This is a genomic window from Arthrobacter sp. zg-Y769 (assembly GCF_020907405.1).
Lineage (GTDB): Bacteria > Actinomycetota > Actinomycetes > Actinomycetales > Micrococcaceae > Arthrobacter_B.
Genome location: NZ_JAJJOE010000018.1, coordinates 23,789 through 40,589 on the forward strand (window position 1 = coordinate 23,789; position 16,801 = coordinate 40,589).

Annotated in this window: 7 protein-coding genes and 1 pseudogene; 4 read left to right on the forward strand and 4 right to left on the reverse strand. The window is 62.6% G+C overall.

Features of this window, described 5'->3' with window-relative positions; all coding sequences use genetic code 11:
* Positions 1 to 45 precede the first annotated feature (45 nt).
* The 4 genes from LOC60_RS15920 to LOC60_RS15935 all read right to left on the reverse strand — a co-directional run bounded on the left by LOC60_RS15920 (position 46) and on the right by LOC60_RS15935 (position 8,300).
* Entirely contained in the window at positions 46 to 3,357 is a 3,312-nt protein-coding gene (locus LOC60_RS15920; RefSeq protein ID WP_230026671.1) for a UvrD-helicase domain-containing protein, read from the reverse strand.
* Positions 3,354 to 6,221 carry a PD-(D/E)XK nuclease family protein gene (locus LOC60_RS15925; RefSeq protein ID WP_230026672.1) on the reverse strand — a complete coding sequence of 956 codons (2,868 nt, stop codon included), beginning with the start codon at positions 6,219 to 6,221 and terminating at the stop codon, positions 3,354 to 3,356. Before LOC60_RS15925 ends, LOC60_RS15920 begins: the two co-directional genes overlap by 4 nt.
* Before the next feature lie 179 nt (positions 6,222 to 6,400).
* Entirely contained in the window at positions 6,401 to 7,564 is a 1,164-nt protein-coding gene (locus LOC60_RS15930) for a sigma factor-like helix-turn-helix DNA-binding protein (protein ID WP_230026673.1), read from the reverse strand.
* A gap of 37 nt (positions 7,565 to 7,601) precedes the next feature.
* Complete coding sequence (locus LOC60_RS15935) at positions 7,602 to 8,300, reverse strand: ribonuclease HI (protein ID WP_230026676.1); 699 nt, start codon at positions 8,298 to 8,300, stop codon at positions 7,602 to 7,604.
* Between the two features lie 515 nt (positions 8,301 to 8,815).
* Here LOC60_RS15935 and LOC60_RS15940 point away from each other — a divergent pair.
* The 4 genes and pseudogenes from LOC60_RS15940 to LOC60_RS15955 all read left to right on the forward strand — a co-directional run.
* On the forward strand, positions 8,816 to 11,164 hold the full coding sequence (locus tag LOC60_RS15940) for a HelD family protein (protein ID WP_230026678.1): 2,349 nt from the start codon (positions 8,816 to 8,818) through the stop codon (positions 11,162 to 11,164).
* A gap of 26 nt (positions 11,165 to 11,190) precedes the next feature.
* Complete coding sequence (locus tag LOC60_RS15945) at positions 11,191 to 14,304, forward strand: DUF3427 domain-containing protein (protein WP_269440228.1); 3,114 nt, start codon at positions 11,191 to 11,193, stop codon at positions 14,302 to 14,304.
* A 523-nt stretch (positions 14,305 to 14,827) separates the two neighbouring features.
* Positions 14,828 to 15,013, forward strand: a pseudogene (locus tag LOC60_RS15950) (helicase-related protein); the annotation flags it as partial.
* A gap of 63 nt (positions 15,014 to 15,076) precedes the next feature.
* On the forward strand, positions 15,077 to 16,801 hold a 1,725-nt coding region (locus LOC60_RS15955; RefSeq protein ID WP_230026682.1), incomplete at its 3' end, for a site-specific DNA-methyltransferase.

The following is a 16,801-nucleotide window of genomic DNA, read 5'->3' on the forward strand; positions in this document are numbered from 1 at the left end:
AGCCGCAGTCCGGCGCCGGAGCATATGATCCCTGACGGAGAACGGTCAACCACATGTCCTCCTCAGGACCTCGGCACCGCTGGCGCGGCAGAAAATCAACACCAGTTCACCGACCTCTTCGCCGGTAATCCGGCCGATCATCTTGGCGTAGGTGCCCAGCTGCCGCCAGTACGCGGCCAGCTGGTCCTCACTGACGCTGATATCGGTCTTGAAGTCAGCGACTACCAGACTGCCGTCCTCCTCCCGGTACATCAGGTCGATGATGCCCTCCACGGTGTGTCCGGTCTCCGGCACCATGATCGGCAGCTCCAGCCAGTGCTCGCGTTCGGCAGCGCGCCGGACAGGCGCACTCTCCAGAGCTGACCGGGCGGACGCCTCCAGATCGGCTGCGTTGCGCAGGCCGGCACTGGCGGCGACGTCGGCCGCCATAACGGGAAGCGACGGCGACAGCTCCAGATCCGTGAGTTCCAGCAGACGGTGCAGTGCGGTACCGAACACCGTCCCGTGTTCCTCCGGGCCGGCGAACCTGGGAAGCACGTCCTCAACCCCCGCCGGAGCGTAGAAGGCCTCAGCGGCCCCATAATCCGTCGTTACCCCTGCCCCTTTGCCCTTCGCGAGGGCGGTGACCGAAGTCCGGGACACCCGCGCCGATTCCGCGGCCCAGCCGGCGCTCGAAGCCAACCACGCCCCAAAATCTGGCACCGGATCAGCCGCGGTCCGGGCTTTGGGTAGAGGCAGGAGTTCCTCCGGCAGCTCCAGACTCGGTGCTCGCTCGACGTCGTTGACCGACTCCAGCAGACCGCTGAGGCTGCTCGACGACCCGTTGTAATGCGACACCACCAGATGGCTTTCGGCCCGGGTGCAGGCAACGTACAGCAGCCGGCGGCGCTCGGCCTCCGCAAACTCCTTCTCCACCGCGTCAACGTTGGCATAACCGTGCGTCTCTATGCCCTTGAGGAAACGGACAAAAACGTTGCCGGCGTCGTCCCACAACGCGGGCGCAGACGACGCCTTCGGCGCGGATCCGGCGCCCGCCAGAACCACCATCGGGAATTCCAGGCCCTTGGAGGCATGGATGGTCATGATCCGCACGGCCTGCATATCGGTCTCGGGGACCATGGCCTCCTTGACGCGGGCGTTCTCCTCCTGTTGAGAGGCCGCCCACACCAGGTAGTCCCGCAGCCCGCCGTGGGTTGCCTCGGACCAGGCACGCGCCTGATCAATGACAAACCGGATCCGCCGCCACACGTCGCGGTAGCGCGGCGTATCGGTTGCCGCCTCCAGCACCCGCCGGTCCGCAGAGATCCGCTCGATCAGCTCCGCAGGGGAGAGCAGCGGCAGTTTCCGGTGCAGGGCGGCCAGATAGCCCAGGGCTTTCCCGACGGGGGAGTCCTCCTGCCCCTCGGGAGCCGGTGCATACAGGTTCCACGCCCCGCCGGCCTGCTTCCACCGGAAGAGATCGTCGTCGCCGCAGGCGAACAGCGCCGAACGCAGCGCCAGCACCAAAGCCGCTTGGTCGGCGGTGTTCGCCAGCGTCCGCAGCGCCAGCAGCAGATCGGTCACCTCCTGCGTGGCGTAGACCAGCGAGGAGGCTTCGGCCCGGTATTCGATACCGGCGGCATCGAGGGCGTCCTCCAGATAGGGCAGTGCAGTGCGGGTGGGCAGAAGGATGCAGACGTCCTGCAGCTCGAGCGGCTGCCGGGCAAACCCTTCCTTGTTGCCGGCTTGATGCTGCCACGCCGGCACTCCGCCGGTGCCGGTGGCCCGCCGGATCGCGGCGGCGACGTCGGCCGCTTCCTGCCGATTCCGGTCCGCCGCACTCACCTTTCCGTTCTCGCCGGGAGTGGCGCCGTCGCGCCCGAGCACGACGACGGCGGGTCCGTCGTCGTCGTTCCATACCGGCCGGGCAGGGTCCGGCACCAAGTCGGCGTAGTCCGGCTGGACTGTCCCGCTGCCTTCGATCAGTTCGCCGAAGACAGCGTTGATCCAGTCAAGCAGCGCCGTTCCGGAACGGAAGTTGGTCTGCAGGGTAGCCACCTCGGACCCTGGATCCGCAACGGCGCGGCCCCGGGTGGAGAGGAACGTGGCGATATCGGCCCGCCGGAAGCGGTAGATGGACTGCTTCGGATCACCGACCATAAACAGGCGCCCCGGTGCCACTGGAAGGTCTTCCCAGCCGTTGGTGCCGCAGCTGATGTCCGCGGCCAACCGGACCGCGATCTCGGCCTGGACGGGGTCGGTGTCCTGGAATTCGTCGAGCATGAGGTGGCTGTAGCGCCCGTGCAGGGGCAGGCGCGCGGGGGCATCGGCTTCCGTCCCGCCCACCAGCAGATCGCGGGCGTGGACGAGCAGGTCGTGGTACTCGAGCTCACCACCGCGTTGCCGCACCTCGGCCGCAGCGAGGAGGACCTCGGCCAGGACCGCGCTGACCGTGTTGACGGCCGGGGAAACCTGTCCGGCGATAAGCGCATCCCGTTCTTCGACCAAAGCGAGGAACTGCTGCTGGACGCCTTTGACATCGCCGCCCCAGTTGCCCTGTTTGCCAACGGAATAGCCTTTGGCCGGCAGGCTCTTCAGCACGTCGATGATGCGGCCCAGATCCCCGGACCCGCGGACCTCCTGCAGTCGGGCCCGCCACTCCTCCACGACGGGGAAGCGGCCCATGAGCTTGTCCGCGGGGTCGGTGCAGTCCGTCTTCCGTTCGAGCACCAGTTCGGCGGCGCGCTGGAGCGGGCCGACGTCGAGCACCGGAACGCTCTGCCGCTGCGGCGGGTGGGTCCGCAGCCGGTCCCAGTTGCCGTCCAGAGCCGCGGCGACCTTCCGCAGCTGGTCCAGGGTGACGCCGACGGCGAGCAGCACGCGTAGTGCGGTGTCGGCCGCCGGATCGGTGAACAGTGCCTGCTGGGCGTCTTCCCACCGGCGTTCGAAGGCGATCTGGGAGCGGAGCTCGTCCACCACGGTGATCAGCGGCGGCACCCCGGCCTCGATGGGATATTCGCTGATCAGCCGGGCGGCGAAGGAGTGGATAGTGCCGATGGGTGCGGCGTCCAGCCGGTCCAGCGCCGTGTTCCGCCGCTCGGTCCGGACCTCGTCCATTCCGTAGGTGTTGGCCAGTTCGCGGCGCAGCCGGTCCCGGAGTTCGCCAGCCGCCTTTTCGGTGAAGGTGATGGCAGCAATCCCGCCGATGTCGACGCCGCCGTCTACGAGCGCGGCGATGCGTCCGACCAGGGCATGGGTCTTGCCGCTGCCGGCGCCGGCCTCGACGAAGACGGTGGTGTCCAGGGCGGTGCCGATGAGGTGCCGGTCGTCGTCGTCCATAAGCGCCGGTTTGGCGGGGGAGGTCTTCGGCTGGCTCATTTTTCCTCCTGGAAGAAGCGGGAATAGTCACTGAGGGCGGGGTCATCCTTGAGCCGCTCCCAGGTGTGCCGCACTCCGGCGGCGCCCGTCAAGGTGGTGTGGTTGGTGTACCGGTCCGATTCGGGCCGCGGCGGGAAGACCCCGGCCTGCAGCGCCGCCATGACCAGCCCGGCATCCTCGCGGAGCCGGGTTTCGACGTCGGGGCCCACGTCGTAGCCGACCCGTTCGTACTTCCCGTCGGCGGTGATGAAGCGGTATTCGGCCCGGACCTCCGCCCCGGGGTCCGCGGAGAAGCGCCGGGCGAACAGGCCGTAGACCGGCAGCTGGAACCGGGTTCCGCCGGCGGTGGGATCCTCGCGGGTCAGCTTCTTATACTTGTCCGCCTTGCCGGTCTTGTAGTCAATGACGAGCACCTGACCGGTGGAATCCCGGTCCACCCGGTCCACCTTGCCGCGGAACCGGACGGTGCTGCCGTTGGGCAGGTCCAGTTCCACCGGCGGCTCCCCGGCCTCGGCGCCGAACTCGGCTTCCACCGCGAGGTGCTGCCAACCGTCGTCGCGCGCCTGCTGGTCCGAATCATGGACCTTCTGCAGGTCGGTGCGGATTCTGGATTTGTCCCGGTCCCAGGTGTGCAGCAGCCAGGCCGGATTGGTCGTGGCCTCGAACGCGGCTTCGGCGATTTCCAGCAGCCGCTCGGAAGAGACCGTCTGGCTGCCGTCGGTCAGGCCGCGGACGTAGTCCTCCAGCACCTGGTGCATCAGGTTGCCGCGCTGCAGGTTGCTGATCTGGACCTCGAGGGTGACGTCCTCAAACAGTTCGGCCTTCAGGACACGGCGCAGGAAGTAGGCCAGCGGGCTGATGACCCAGTCCTCCAGGTTGGTGGGGGAGATGGGTTTCTGCGGATCGATGATGGAACCGGACACTCCGGTGAGGTTGCCGTTGAAGCGGGAGAAAATCCCGTTCCGGCGGTCGGCCCGGACCGCGGATACGTTGTCCAGCACGGCGTCTCCGGCCAGGGAGCCGGTGCCGAGCAGGTGGCGGACGCGCCATTCCTGCCCTGTGGCGGCAACGCCCGTGGGGGAGCCGTGCATCAGGCCGTGAGCGAAGGAGGGCAGATGCCGGACCTCTGTCCCGACCAGCCAGCGTGAGGGCTGCAGGGTTCCGCCGGCGCGCAGGTTGCCGCGGGGAAACAGGATGGTGCGTTCGACCCCGGTGGCGAGCAGCCGTAGGAACTGGTCCTTCCGTGCGGCGGCACGCTCGTGGATGGTCGGCAGCTTAACCGCGAGCAGGTGTCCGGCGCTGTCGGGAAGCAGCGGGTTTTCCCGGACGCGGGCGGGGGCGAGCCCGTCCGCCGCCCCGGTGATGAAGACGACGTCGAGGTCCCGGCCCACGCCGTCGTCGTACGAGCCCAGGACCACGCCGGTCCCGCTGCTGCCGGTCCAGAATCGACGGGCCTCGATACCGCGGGCGACGGCGGCGCGTACCGCAGCGGCGGTGGGCGCCGGGGCGATCCCGTGCAGCAGTTCCAGATCGCGGATCACGTCGCGGACCGATTTTCGGGCCTTGCCGAGCTCGGGGCGTTCTGTCGCGGCCCGGGGCCCGAGGAATTCCGTGACGAAGTCCGCCAGAGTGTCCGCAACCTCCGTCCAGGTCCGGGCGGTGAAGACCTCGGCCAGGCGTTCGCCCAGGACCGCGATGAACGCGGTGAACTGGGCATAGTCCTGCTGCCGCTTCTGCTCTGCTTCCGTCGGTTCGCGGTCCTCGTCCGCGTCCTCCTGATCAGCCGGGGGAGAGGCGTGCAGGCGCTCGCAGACGGCGCTGCTGGGCAGGCTCCCCTCCTGCCAGTGCAGGACACCCTGCGCCATGACATCCAGGAGGACTCGGATATCGGGGTTCGCCGGGTCGAGGCTGAGGAGATTCACCAGCCCACGGGCCAGGCCGGTGTCGGCCAGGCCGTGGGCGGACGGCCCGACGAAGGTGACGCCGGCTTCGCCGAGGCGTTGGGCCAGCAGGGCGCGGTACGGCTCGGCGGCGGAATAGAAGACGCCGATGCGGTGGCCGGGAGTGCCTGCTGCCAGCTTTTCGATGACGAGGCGGACGACGGCGCGGGCTTCGTCGTCGGCGTCGGAGGCACTGAGGACCTGCTCGGCCGGGGCGGGGGAGGATGCTGCGGTGAGGTAGGCGGTGCCCGCGTGCTGTTCGAGGGCGGCGCGGAAGGCTGCGGCGGACGGGTCCTGCTCGTCGGAGAGCTGGAAACCGATCACCGGGCCGAGGCGCCTGCGGATCTGCGGCGTCTGCAGGGCGGCGGCGGCAGCGGAGTAGAGGTCATGGCTGGTGTACCAGCCGTCCCCAAGGATCCCGGCGGCGGCACGATGGACGCGGGCGACTTCGCCCACCAGCGGCGACAGGCCGGTCACGTCGTCAGGGCAGGCTGCATCCAGTGCTGCGGAGGTCGCGGCGATCGCGCGTGCGGTGGCCGGCTGGTCGGAGACTTCGGCAAACAGCCCGGGCGCTTCGGCCAGGACTGCGGTAACGGCGCCTTCCCGGACCATGGCCGGGAGCGGGGCGCGGCCGGACAGACGACCAGCTGCGGCCGCGAGTTCCTCGGCCAGATCAGGCAGTGTCGTGGTGCGGACGGCGGCGCTGCCGCGGCCGTCATTGAGGACCCGGCCCAGGTAGTGGGAGAGGTCCAGGGCGGAGGCGCGGCTGGGTGCGATGACCGTGACCGGCTGCAGCGGCAGGCCCTGCTGGGCCTGGGCAACGGCGTCGGCTAAGGCCTGCAGTGCTTTTGGCGTGCTGGTGTACGACCGCGGCCGAGCCTCTGTGCCCGGTGCTGAATCAGCACCGGATGGATCTGTACTCAATGAACTCCCCCTTGTTATTAAGTGTCTTCAAGCTAGCAGTAGGTGCTGACTGCTCGGCGGCGGCTTGCGTGGGACTGGAGAATTACCATTCCCAACCGCAGCCGCTGTTCATGCAGTGCCAAGTTTCCTGCTCTTCCGAAGTGATGACGCAGCCTGCCGGCCACACCTTGGGCTCGGGGTTATCTGCCGGCGGACGGACACCACAGGCCGCGGACTATAGGCCAGGCCTCATGGGAACAAATAGGACACGTCGCGGTGCGATCTTCCGTTTCTGCAGAAGCAGTGGGCTGGTCTTGTTCCGCGGCGGAGAGGGAGCCTGTCTCGCCTTGGGCAAACCGAAGTGCGGCGGTCCAGTTACGGAAGTAGTTGCGAATGCTCGATGAAGAAGGATACTCATTGCCAGCCGCGTTCATGGCCGCGCACCACTCCGTGTACTTGTCATGACTGGGATACAGACCTGCCATGTCCATGTCACTGACGAAATCGCAGATAGCCTTCTGGTACAGGGCTTCAGTGAATTTGACCAGCCCCGGCGGCCGCCCCGTTTTGGAAGCTGCCAGCCCCATGGATTCCAAAGCAGCGTTCCAATACGTGTACTTCCCCATGACGGTTTGCCGGGTCGGCGGCCAAGGTGACGCGCCCTGGCGGGATTCCCAACCGAGAGCCGGGACAAGTTCATCGCGTAGTTCGTCATAGCGCGAACCGGTAATCGTCGTTTCGGGATGCTCGGCGATGTGGCGTTTGGCAGCGCCAATGATTCCGAGAATCGTTGAGATGTCTTCTTCCGTTGCCGTTCCTTGCTGGAGGACAGCGACCAGTTCTGTCATCATGTCGAGGTCCAGATTGGCTGCTGCAAAGTGTGGGTCCGGAGCCAGACCCAGCTCGGCCCCCACAAGGTAATACAGGCCCGCTTCAACAACGGCTTTGGAGAATATGTCCTGAGCCCGGGTATCAAACCGGATACTGGAATCCCGAAGGGTCGACTCTGCCAAGTCCTTGTCCATCTCCGGAAAAAGGATTGCCAGCCTCAGGACCGTTTCCGAGCGGGTCGATCCGCTCGCAGCGGCAGTCCGGGCCACGGCTCCGTACGATGCCATGAAGGCTTGGGAGGCGGCTTTGGTTTCCGCTTCCCGTTTTTCCAGCCGGCGTTTGCGAGATTCGGCCGCCATGCTGCCACCTACCTTGCTGACGATTTGCCGAACTCGCTCCCGAGTAACCCCGTAGTCGCCGCCGATGGCTTCGAGGGTTTCCCCCTCGATGTACCTCTGCACCATGGCCGAGTCTCGTTCCTGGGCGGTAGGGCGCGAGGGACTGGGTGCAGTTGTCTGTAATGTCTGGGTCATGGGATCCCCTAATGCTTGACGTTGATGAGAAATGTGGTCAGGCCGCCAGTGCCATGCGGGAGCGCCGGATGTCGTTCAAGACGTCTTGGTGCGCCAACGCTGTGAGGCGCTGTACCTCATCGAAGCTGAGATCGGCCTCGCGGGACCTTCGGGCAAGCACGGCCAAGCGGTCGGCCGCCATGTTGTGCGGGTCGCCGCTGTGGCCTTTGACCCACAGGAAGCGCACCTGGGCATCGCGTGTGTATCCAAGGATGCGAGCTACTTCCTCGCGGCAAAAGCGGCTTGCCGACGGCGGTGCGAAACCTGGTTCCGTGAGCATGCGGAGGGCCAGCTGGCTGTCCGACCGAACAGTGATGGCGGTGCCGCCCTGCAAAGCCGATGAATAGACACCCCGGGCAGCCTGCAAGCCGAATCTGATTGACCGTAGCTCGCCTTCGAGGATGCTGTCTCCTTCGGAGACCTTCTGCCCCGGCTTCACCCGTGCTTCCCCGCCGATGTCCAGTACCCAGCCGTGCCCGAGCCAGGGAGAGCACTTTCCGCGCGACGAATCGGTGGTGATAGTCAGTTGTGCGAACCGGCCGTTGATTTCCACGGCAACTGCCTCGTCCAGGGCAGTGATGGCGACGGCTGGAGGGTACTGGAAGCTGGCGGACACCCCCAGGGTCTGGAGGCCGGTCGCAGTGTTTTCGTCGTCGCAGTAGATCTCCTGGGGGCCAGCTTGGAGCTGGTAGTTCACTGCCTGGCGCACAGTGCCGTAAAGACTCGGCTGTCCGTCGGGACATGAAGGATTCCAAATCCCGGACTGAACTGCTGAAACCTGGCTGCCCTGCGTTCTGACAACAGCCCAGACCAGCAACCCGTGCTTCGGTGATACACGCACAGAGATACCGCTTCGGGCCGCAACGGTATCGGCGGCGGAAATGAAGGGCCGAGCCGGTGCTACGGGTACGGGAAAACTCATAACTGCCTCCTGATGCTGGGACGGAATTGCTGCGACACGGATCACAGTAGGTCCCGGCACTGACATTTTCTGAACGGAGGTAGCTGAAAACTTTTTGTAACTTCGAAAACTTTTTTTAACTTGACACGTTTTGTTTAAAAGAACAAGAATCCTGGCTTGAGCAGGCCTGCGAGTAGCGATTGGATTCATCAGCTACCGCGCGGCTGCCAAAAACTGTCACCCCCTACCGATAACCTGAGCCGTGAGAGGCAGTCCTCACAGGTGAGGACCGCATATTGGTTGGGGAAGCTATGTCAATAGAGTCGTTGGATCCGCGCCTGAAAACGGCAGATGAGATCGTCATGGAACAGGACTATTTCGATCTCGCCGCAGCATATCGGGAGGAATCGGTAGCAGGTCGCGGGGTCAGAGACTGGTCCGCAGGAACGGCCGCCGAACGTCGGGCGTTTGCCCGTTCCTTCGCGAACCAGACGGACATCGACCTGGGTGAGAACGTCGCTTTCGGCCGGATGGATTGTGAAGACGGCGAGGTGTATTACATCGGTAAGCATCCCATCTTTGATTCCGACAAGAACCTTTTGGTGATTAACTGGCAATCTCCGGCAGCGGCCGCGTACAACCAGGCGACGGCGCATGACTCGCAAGGACTGCTACGTAAACGTTCCTTTGATGCGGAGCGAAACAGGATCAAGACGTTTCAGGACACAGTTTTCAAAGAGCTTGCCCAGGCGGTTGCCGAACTTGAGCACTGGCAGGCTCCCGATGACAACCTATTGAACGCCGCCCTGTCCGAGAAACGTAATGGCCAGATGGCGGATATCGTCCGTACCATTCAGGCGGCGCAGGACAAGATTGTCCGGATGGACAAAGACCGCCTTTTGATCGTTCAGGGCGGCCCTGGCACGGGAAAGACGGCTGTTGCGTTGCATCGTGTCTCGTGGTTGCTCTTCAACTATCAGGACGATCTAAGGCCGGGTGACGTGCTGGTAATCGGTCCCAACCCCACCTTCACTCGGTATATTAGGCGAGTCCTGCCGGACCTGGGCGATAACGACGTCGTGCAGCAGGCCCTTCCCGAGATGCTCGCTCCCGGGACCGAGGTCCGAGCGACAGAAAGCCCCAATGTCGCGGCGTTGAAGGGCTCTGCTCTCATGGCGGATATCATTGCCACCGGTTTGGTCGACCGAATCCGGGAACCGAAGGCGCCGGTGCGGATTCAGCAACGCTCCAGCGGACGGTTCATCTCTGTCCCTCCGGAAGAAGTTGTTGACCATATCCGGGCCCTTAAGGGTGAGATATATCTGGAAGGCCGCGCGAAGTTTAAGTCGTCGCTGATAGAGCTGGCACAGGCGGAACATTTACGGCATGCATTCGCGCCTTTCAGGGATCCCAATCTTCTTGACCCTAAGAGTTTGGACTCTGCGGTCAATCAGATCTGGCCGCAGCTCAACCCCCAACAGTTCGTCCGTGAGCTCCTCGGGTCCAAGGAACGCTTGTTGCGAGCTTCAACCGGCACCGACCTGCGTGCCTCAGACATCGAGCTGCTGTACCGTCCAATGGCCTCGAATATTGCCGATGAGCCCTGGACAGTCGCAGATCTGGCCCTCATCGATGAAGCGGCAGAGGGCCTCAGAGGGGAACCCGACCTATTTGGCCACATCGTAGTCGACGAGGCACAGGATCTCTCGGAGATGGAACTTATGGCGATCCGCCGCCGGTCCCGACACGGGTCGATGACCGTCGTCGGCGACATCGCCCAATCCACCGGCCCAAGCGCAATGGAGAACTGGGACCGGGTCAAAGAAATGCTTGTTTCGAGCCTGCCCTGCAGCCTCGAGAAGTTGGAACACGGCTACCGAGTTCCCCGAGAGGTCTTTGCACTTGCCACGCCAGTCCTCGCCGTGGCGGCACCGCATGTCACGCCTCCTGTGGTGACCAGGTCCGCCAATGCGAAGCCGAAGTTCTTGGAAGTCGACGAGGACGATCTCGCAAGCGAGGTGGCCGACATCGTGGTTCACCACAGTGGACGCGGCCGGTTTGTCGGTGTCATCGCCGTCTCCGAGCTCTGGGACGACATCCGGGCTGCGTTCCGATCCGAAGAGATTCAATGGAGCGAATCGACGTCCGGCGGGTTGAGCAATGCCATCAACCTGGTGACACCGGAAGCATCCAAGGGACTGGAGTTCGACGCCGTCATTGTGGTGGACCCGCAGCGGATTGTGGACCAGCCCCACGGAGAACGCCTACTCTATATAGCTCTGACGAGAACGACCACCCGTTTGGACGTCGTGTACCCTCTCGGGGCACTTCCTTCGATTCTTGGTGGAGGCTCCCCCAACCCTGCGGATACAAACCAAGGCACGACGGATTCAGGCGATGACGGCGCGGCTTCACCCGCTTCTCTTGAGCTGGCTTCGTCGGCAGATGAACCGGGTCGCTCGTCAGAACTACAAAGGCCTGCCGCCCCTGTAGCGTCGATGCCTTCAAATGCCATGCATGATTCTCTCGACGACTTCGATCGTCAAATGGTTGACGTCGTCGTACAGAACATAATCAGCAAGATGCTGTCCAAGGTTGCGGAACCGCTCCAGCGGGCCGTTGTCCAGGAGCTCGAACGGTTGGTACGGGAACAGAAATGATGCAGTCCCTCAATCCCGGCGAACGCATGCCGGAAGGGCTCTATGAGCTCCTCAGCACGAGTGACCTCCGACAGGCATTGGCTGGACAGGCCGGGTTGAAAGCTGTCCTCGAGCCCGTCCCGGACTCACTGTCGTCGGAAGCGTTGTCCGCTCACATCGCACGCAGGGTGCGGCAGGCGCTGGACCAAACCAACCCCGAAGACCGGGTAGCGTTGGCCAACTCATTGCTAAGCCGCCTTAGCGCAGACGGGCTGGAGCCCGGGCCCCAACAGCTGACTTCTCTGTTCGCCGAAGAGGGGCTACGCCGTCGCCAGCTCCGCCGGCCCTCAACGCCGCTCAGCCAGCCTGCACTGTTGACGAACGGTAAGGATGACCCCAACCTTGCCGCTGAGATCCGCACGGAAATGGGGTCCGCTGACACGGTGGATATGCTATGCGCGTTCATCCGCTGGACCGGGCTTCGGCTGCTCGAGCCGGCCCTGGCCGAGCTGCGGGACCGTGGCGTGAAGCTGAGGGTCCTCACCAGCACCTACATGGGTGCCACGGAACGCCGGGCCATTGATGAACTCGCGGTGAAGTACGGGGCTGAGATCAAGATCAATTACGAAACGCATGCCACCAGGCTGCATGCCAAGGCATGGCTCTTCCGGCGGAACACGGGTTTTGATACAGCCTATGTGGGCAGCTCGAACCTCAGCGCCCCGGCCATGCTCGACGGACTGGAATGGAACGTCCGGCTCTCAGCGGTCGGCACACCAGAGTTGTTGCAAAAATTTGAGCTCACTTTCGATAGCTACTGGGAGCAGTCGGCTTTTCAGACTTACGACCCTGTGCGGGACGGCGATAAACTCGACGCCGCTCTGGCCCGAAACGGCGGTAAATCCACGTCACGCCCGGCTGCAGCTACCGGCTTGGAACTTCAGCCGTTCGTCCACCAGCAGGAGATGCTGGAAGAGCTGGACGCCGCTCGGGAAGTCCATGGATACCACCGCAACCTCCTTGTGGCAGCAACAGGCACCGGGAAAACGGTTATCGCCGCACTCGATTACAAGCGGCTCTGCGAGGCAGCAGGGAGGCCTTTGTCGCTTCTTTTCGTGGCGCATCGGAAAGAGATCCTGGAACAGTCGCTGCATACCTACCGTGACGTGATGCAGAGCGGATCCTTTGGTGAATTGTTCGTCGGTGATCACCGCCCAACGGTGTGGAAGCAGGTGTTCGCCAGCGTCCAGTCCCTCGCTGCCTACGGCATCAATAAGCTCGTCCCGGACGCGTTCGACGTCGTCGTGATTGACGAGTTTCATCATGCCCAGGCGCCGACGTATAGGCGACTGATCGACCACCTACGTCCTCAGGAGCTGCTCGGCCTGACTGCTACTCCGGAGCGAGGGGACGGCGTCAACGTTGCCGAGCAGTTCTTTGGCGGCCGCATCGCCAGTGAACTGCGACTGTGGGATGCGCTGGACGCCGACCTGCTCGTGCCCTTCCACTACTTTGGGGTCGCTGATGATGTGGATCTTTCGCAGATTGAATGGAAACGCGGCAACTACGACGTCGGCCAGCTGAGTAGTCTCTATACGGGCAACGATGTGCGTGCTGCGAAAGTCATCAAGGAACTGCGGGACAAGGTCACTTCCACAGAGCTGATGCGTGCACTGGGCTTCTGCGTTTCGGTGCAACATGCGGAATACATGGCTGCGGTCTTCAACCGAGCCGGGATTGCTTCCATCGCCGTCTCAGGGAACACCCCGGAGTATGAACGGGCAGATGCGCTGAGACGGCTCCGTACACGAGAACTGAATTGCATCTTTGCGGTCGACCTCTTCAACGAGGGACTGGACCTGCCTGAAGTCGACACCATCATGCTGCTTCGTCCGACGCAGAGTTCAACCGTTTTCCTTCAGCAGCTCGGCCGCGGCTTGCGCCGGGCAAAGGACAAAGCGGTCCTCACCGTGCTGGACTACATCGGGCAACAGCATCGCGAGTTCCGTTTTGAGACGAAACTCCGGGCACTTACCGGGTTGGGACGCAAAACGCTCGCAAAGGCTGTCGAGGATGAATTTCCCTATCTTCCGTCCGGCTCGCAGATTGTGCTGGACAGGGTGGCGCAGAAGATCATCCTCGACAACATTCGTACCCAGCTCCGATTCAACAGGCGCCAGCTCGTCGCAGATGTGCAGTCCCATGGAGAGCTTAGACTCGAGGACTTCCTGCGTGAATCGGGGCTCAGCCTGGAAGATATCTACCGGAAGACCGGCGAATCATGGACGGCGCTGCTCCGGGACGCGGGTCTCATCGACCTGGTCTATGGCCCGGATGCCGTCATTGCGGGAAAACCCGCCCTGTCCGTGGCAGAGGAGGCTATTCTCCTTCGGCGCATGACGACGTTCCTATGCGTTGACGATCTAGAACGGGCCGAAACCTATGCCCGTCTCGTTTCCGATGACACTCCACGTTGTGACCAGTTGAGCAACCGGGAGCAGACGCTGGCCCGGATGCTGTTTTTCGCCCTGTGGCCGGAAGGCGGCGGTTTCTCGGATTATGACGCCGGACTGGATTACGTGCGCGCACTTCCACCCGTTGTTTCGGAAATTCAACAGCTCATGGATCTGGGTATCCAGCGGTCCCGCTACGCGCCCAAAGGCTTGGGCCGTGGCCTCCAGCACGTGCCGCTGTACTCCCACGCAACCTACCGGCGCGAGGAAGTCCTCGCTGCTTTGGGTTACCTTTCGTTGGAAGGACGCCGGGCGCGACACCGGGAGGGTGTTGCTTGGTGTGAGGACACAAAGACTGACGCCTTCTTCGTCACGCTCGAAAAGGATGCCAAGGACAGGGCGGCGTCGATCATGTATAAGGACTATGCGATGAGTCCTGAGGTGTTCCACTGGGAATCCCAGAACGCGACGGCTCCCGGAAGTCCAACGGGTCGGCGGTATCTGGACCACAAGAAGGCAGGCAGCCAGGTGCTGTTGTTCACCCGCCCTCGTGAAAACGACGACTCGGGTTTGACCATGGCCTACACCTGCCTGGGGCAAATGGACTACATGTCGCACACGGGGTCGAAACCTATCGCTATCACGTGGAAGCTGCACCGGCCGATGCCTGGCGACGTCTACGTCGCCGCTAGTGCTGTTGCACTTTGAACCGGGGTGACCGAGCCGCTTACCCGCGCCGCCAGCAGAGCATCATGCGTCGGGTACACAACGCAGCCAGCGTGATTCTCGCGGCCGGCGAGCGATAAAATGGCGAGGATGGGTGCCACCGTCCGGCGGAATCCAATGGCCGTGAGCATCCCGTCGCGGCGCGGCGTCCCAGCAGTGTCAGAGGGCGTCGGTAGCCTTGGGTGCGACCCGGTCTACCTGCATTGCGCAGGAAATAGTGCCCGCCGTGGGGATGGAGGAGCAACACCAGAATGTCAATGTCGAATCGTTCCTGTGTACGAGTGTTCTCGGTAGGTTGTTGGGCGCCGACGGTTCACGGCAAGGTTGCCAGATGATTTCGGTCATCGGCGATTATCAGGCAAGTAGTATGCCCACGAGCTGCAGCGGAGTGACGCGAATGACCACGTTGGCAAGCTGGCCGGACTGCTGTTCGACGCTCAGGTAGAACAGAAACCACATCAAATAGATGCAGCATTGTTTGCGCTGCAGACGCCTGCTTGGTGTCCTCGTGGAGTATTTCCGTGAGCAGGGCGAGATCAAGACCGCCACTGAAGCTGGAGCCGAGGGCATCAATCTGCAGATTGGCTCGATGCTCGTGAACTATGACCTGCTTTGGAACCCGCAGCGCGTGGAGCAGCGCATCGGCCGAGTGCACCGTTTCGGGCAGAAGCACAACGTCGTGGTCGTCAACGCCTGACCCCAACCCTGCATAAGAGCGACAAGATTTGCATAACCCAGGAAAGAAAGTAATCACATGACGGACAACGTCCACGAAACACCTTTGACGACACCTAATTTTCAGACCGAGCTTGCGGAGCAGCTCGCCGATCTGGTCCCGGAGGTCATTGCCGACGGGAAGGTAGACGTCGAAAAGCTTAAGGAACTGCTCGACGGCGATGCCGCCGGCAGCAATGAGCGTTTCGGTCTGTTCTGGCCTGGTAAGAAGCGTGCCTTGCGGGCGGCGCAGGAGCCGACGACCGCGACGCTGCGGCCTGACTTCGAGAACTCGAAGGACTGGGATACGACCAAGAACGTCTTTATAGAGGGCGATAACCTCGAAGTCCTCAAAATTCTCCAGAAGCACTATCACGCGAAGATCAAGATGATCTATATCGATCCTCCGTACAACACGGGTAAGGACTTCGTCTACCCGGACAACTTCAAGGAGGGCCTCGACACTTACCTGGAGTGGACCCGCCAGGTCAACGAAGAAGGTAAGAAGCTCTCCACGAACGCCGAGACAGAAGGTCGTTACCATTCCAACTGGCTCAACATGATGTACCCACGTCTGAAATTGGCCCGTAATCTGCTTAGCGACGACGGTATCGTTCTGATTTCAATTGACGACAACGAGATGGCGCACCTAAGGAAGATGTGCGACGAGGTTTTTGGTGAGCAGAACTTCATCGCGGCCGTCGTTTGGCAAGGAGGTCGCAAAAATGACTCCCGCTACGTCTCTGTGGGTCACGACTATCTGCTGATCTATGTCCGAAACGAACTGCGCCTTCGTGATGTAGGTACTCGGTGGCGAGAACGCAAAACGGGTGTTGACGCGGCCCTGGAGGCGGCACGAACGATCTGGCAGGACAGCGGGCACGATCCTACTGAAGCCACGAGGCTTTTTCGTATCTGGCTTTCTGCACAGACAAATCTCACCCCCTCGGTAAGCAGGTTCAAGAATATCGATGGGAGCGGACGCGTTTACAATGCAGACAGAGACCTTGGTTGGCCAGGAGGAGGCGGCCCAAAATTCGCAGTCCTACATCCGGTAACGGGCAAACCTGTTTCCAACCCCAGTACCGGATGGAGGTTCACTGAAGAGAGGCTTCGTGAACAGATTGAGTCTGGAATGGTTGAGTTCGGCCCTGATGAAACGAAAATTCCTCGCGGGAAAACTTTTCTGGAGGAGCTTGACGACCAAGTAGCTGAATCTGTCTTCACACAGATTCGCACGACTGCTGCACAACGACTTTCTCGTCTTATGGGTTCGGGGGTCTTTGACTTTCCTAAAGATGAACGAGTGCTGGCGCGATGGATCAAACTCGTTACGGATCCGGACAAGGACGGCCTAGTCCTGGACTTCTTCGCAGGGTCGGGAACGACCGCGCACGCAGTGATGGCGCTTAACGCGGAGGACGGTGGAAGCCGCCGCTGTATTTCGGTGCAGCTTCCCGAGCCGACCCCAGAAAAGTCGTCTGCGAGGAACGAGGGCTTCAGAACGATTGCAGAGATTTCACGAGAGCGTATTCGCCGCGCCGGAATCAAAGTCAGCCAGGACAACGCCACAGAGATCGCCAGGCGCGATATAGAGCTAGATACGGGTTTCAGATCGTACAAGCTCGCTGATACGAGTTTTTCGAAGTGGCGGTTGTCTAGTGATGTTGAGCCGGGTGCTTTTGAGCAGCGTTTGTTGGATTTGCGTGAGAGCAGCAGTGCGGATGGGGCGTCGGCGGATGATTTGCTGACGGAGCTTTTGTTG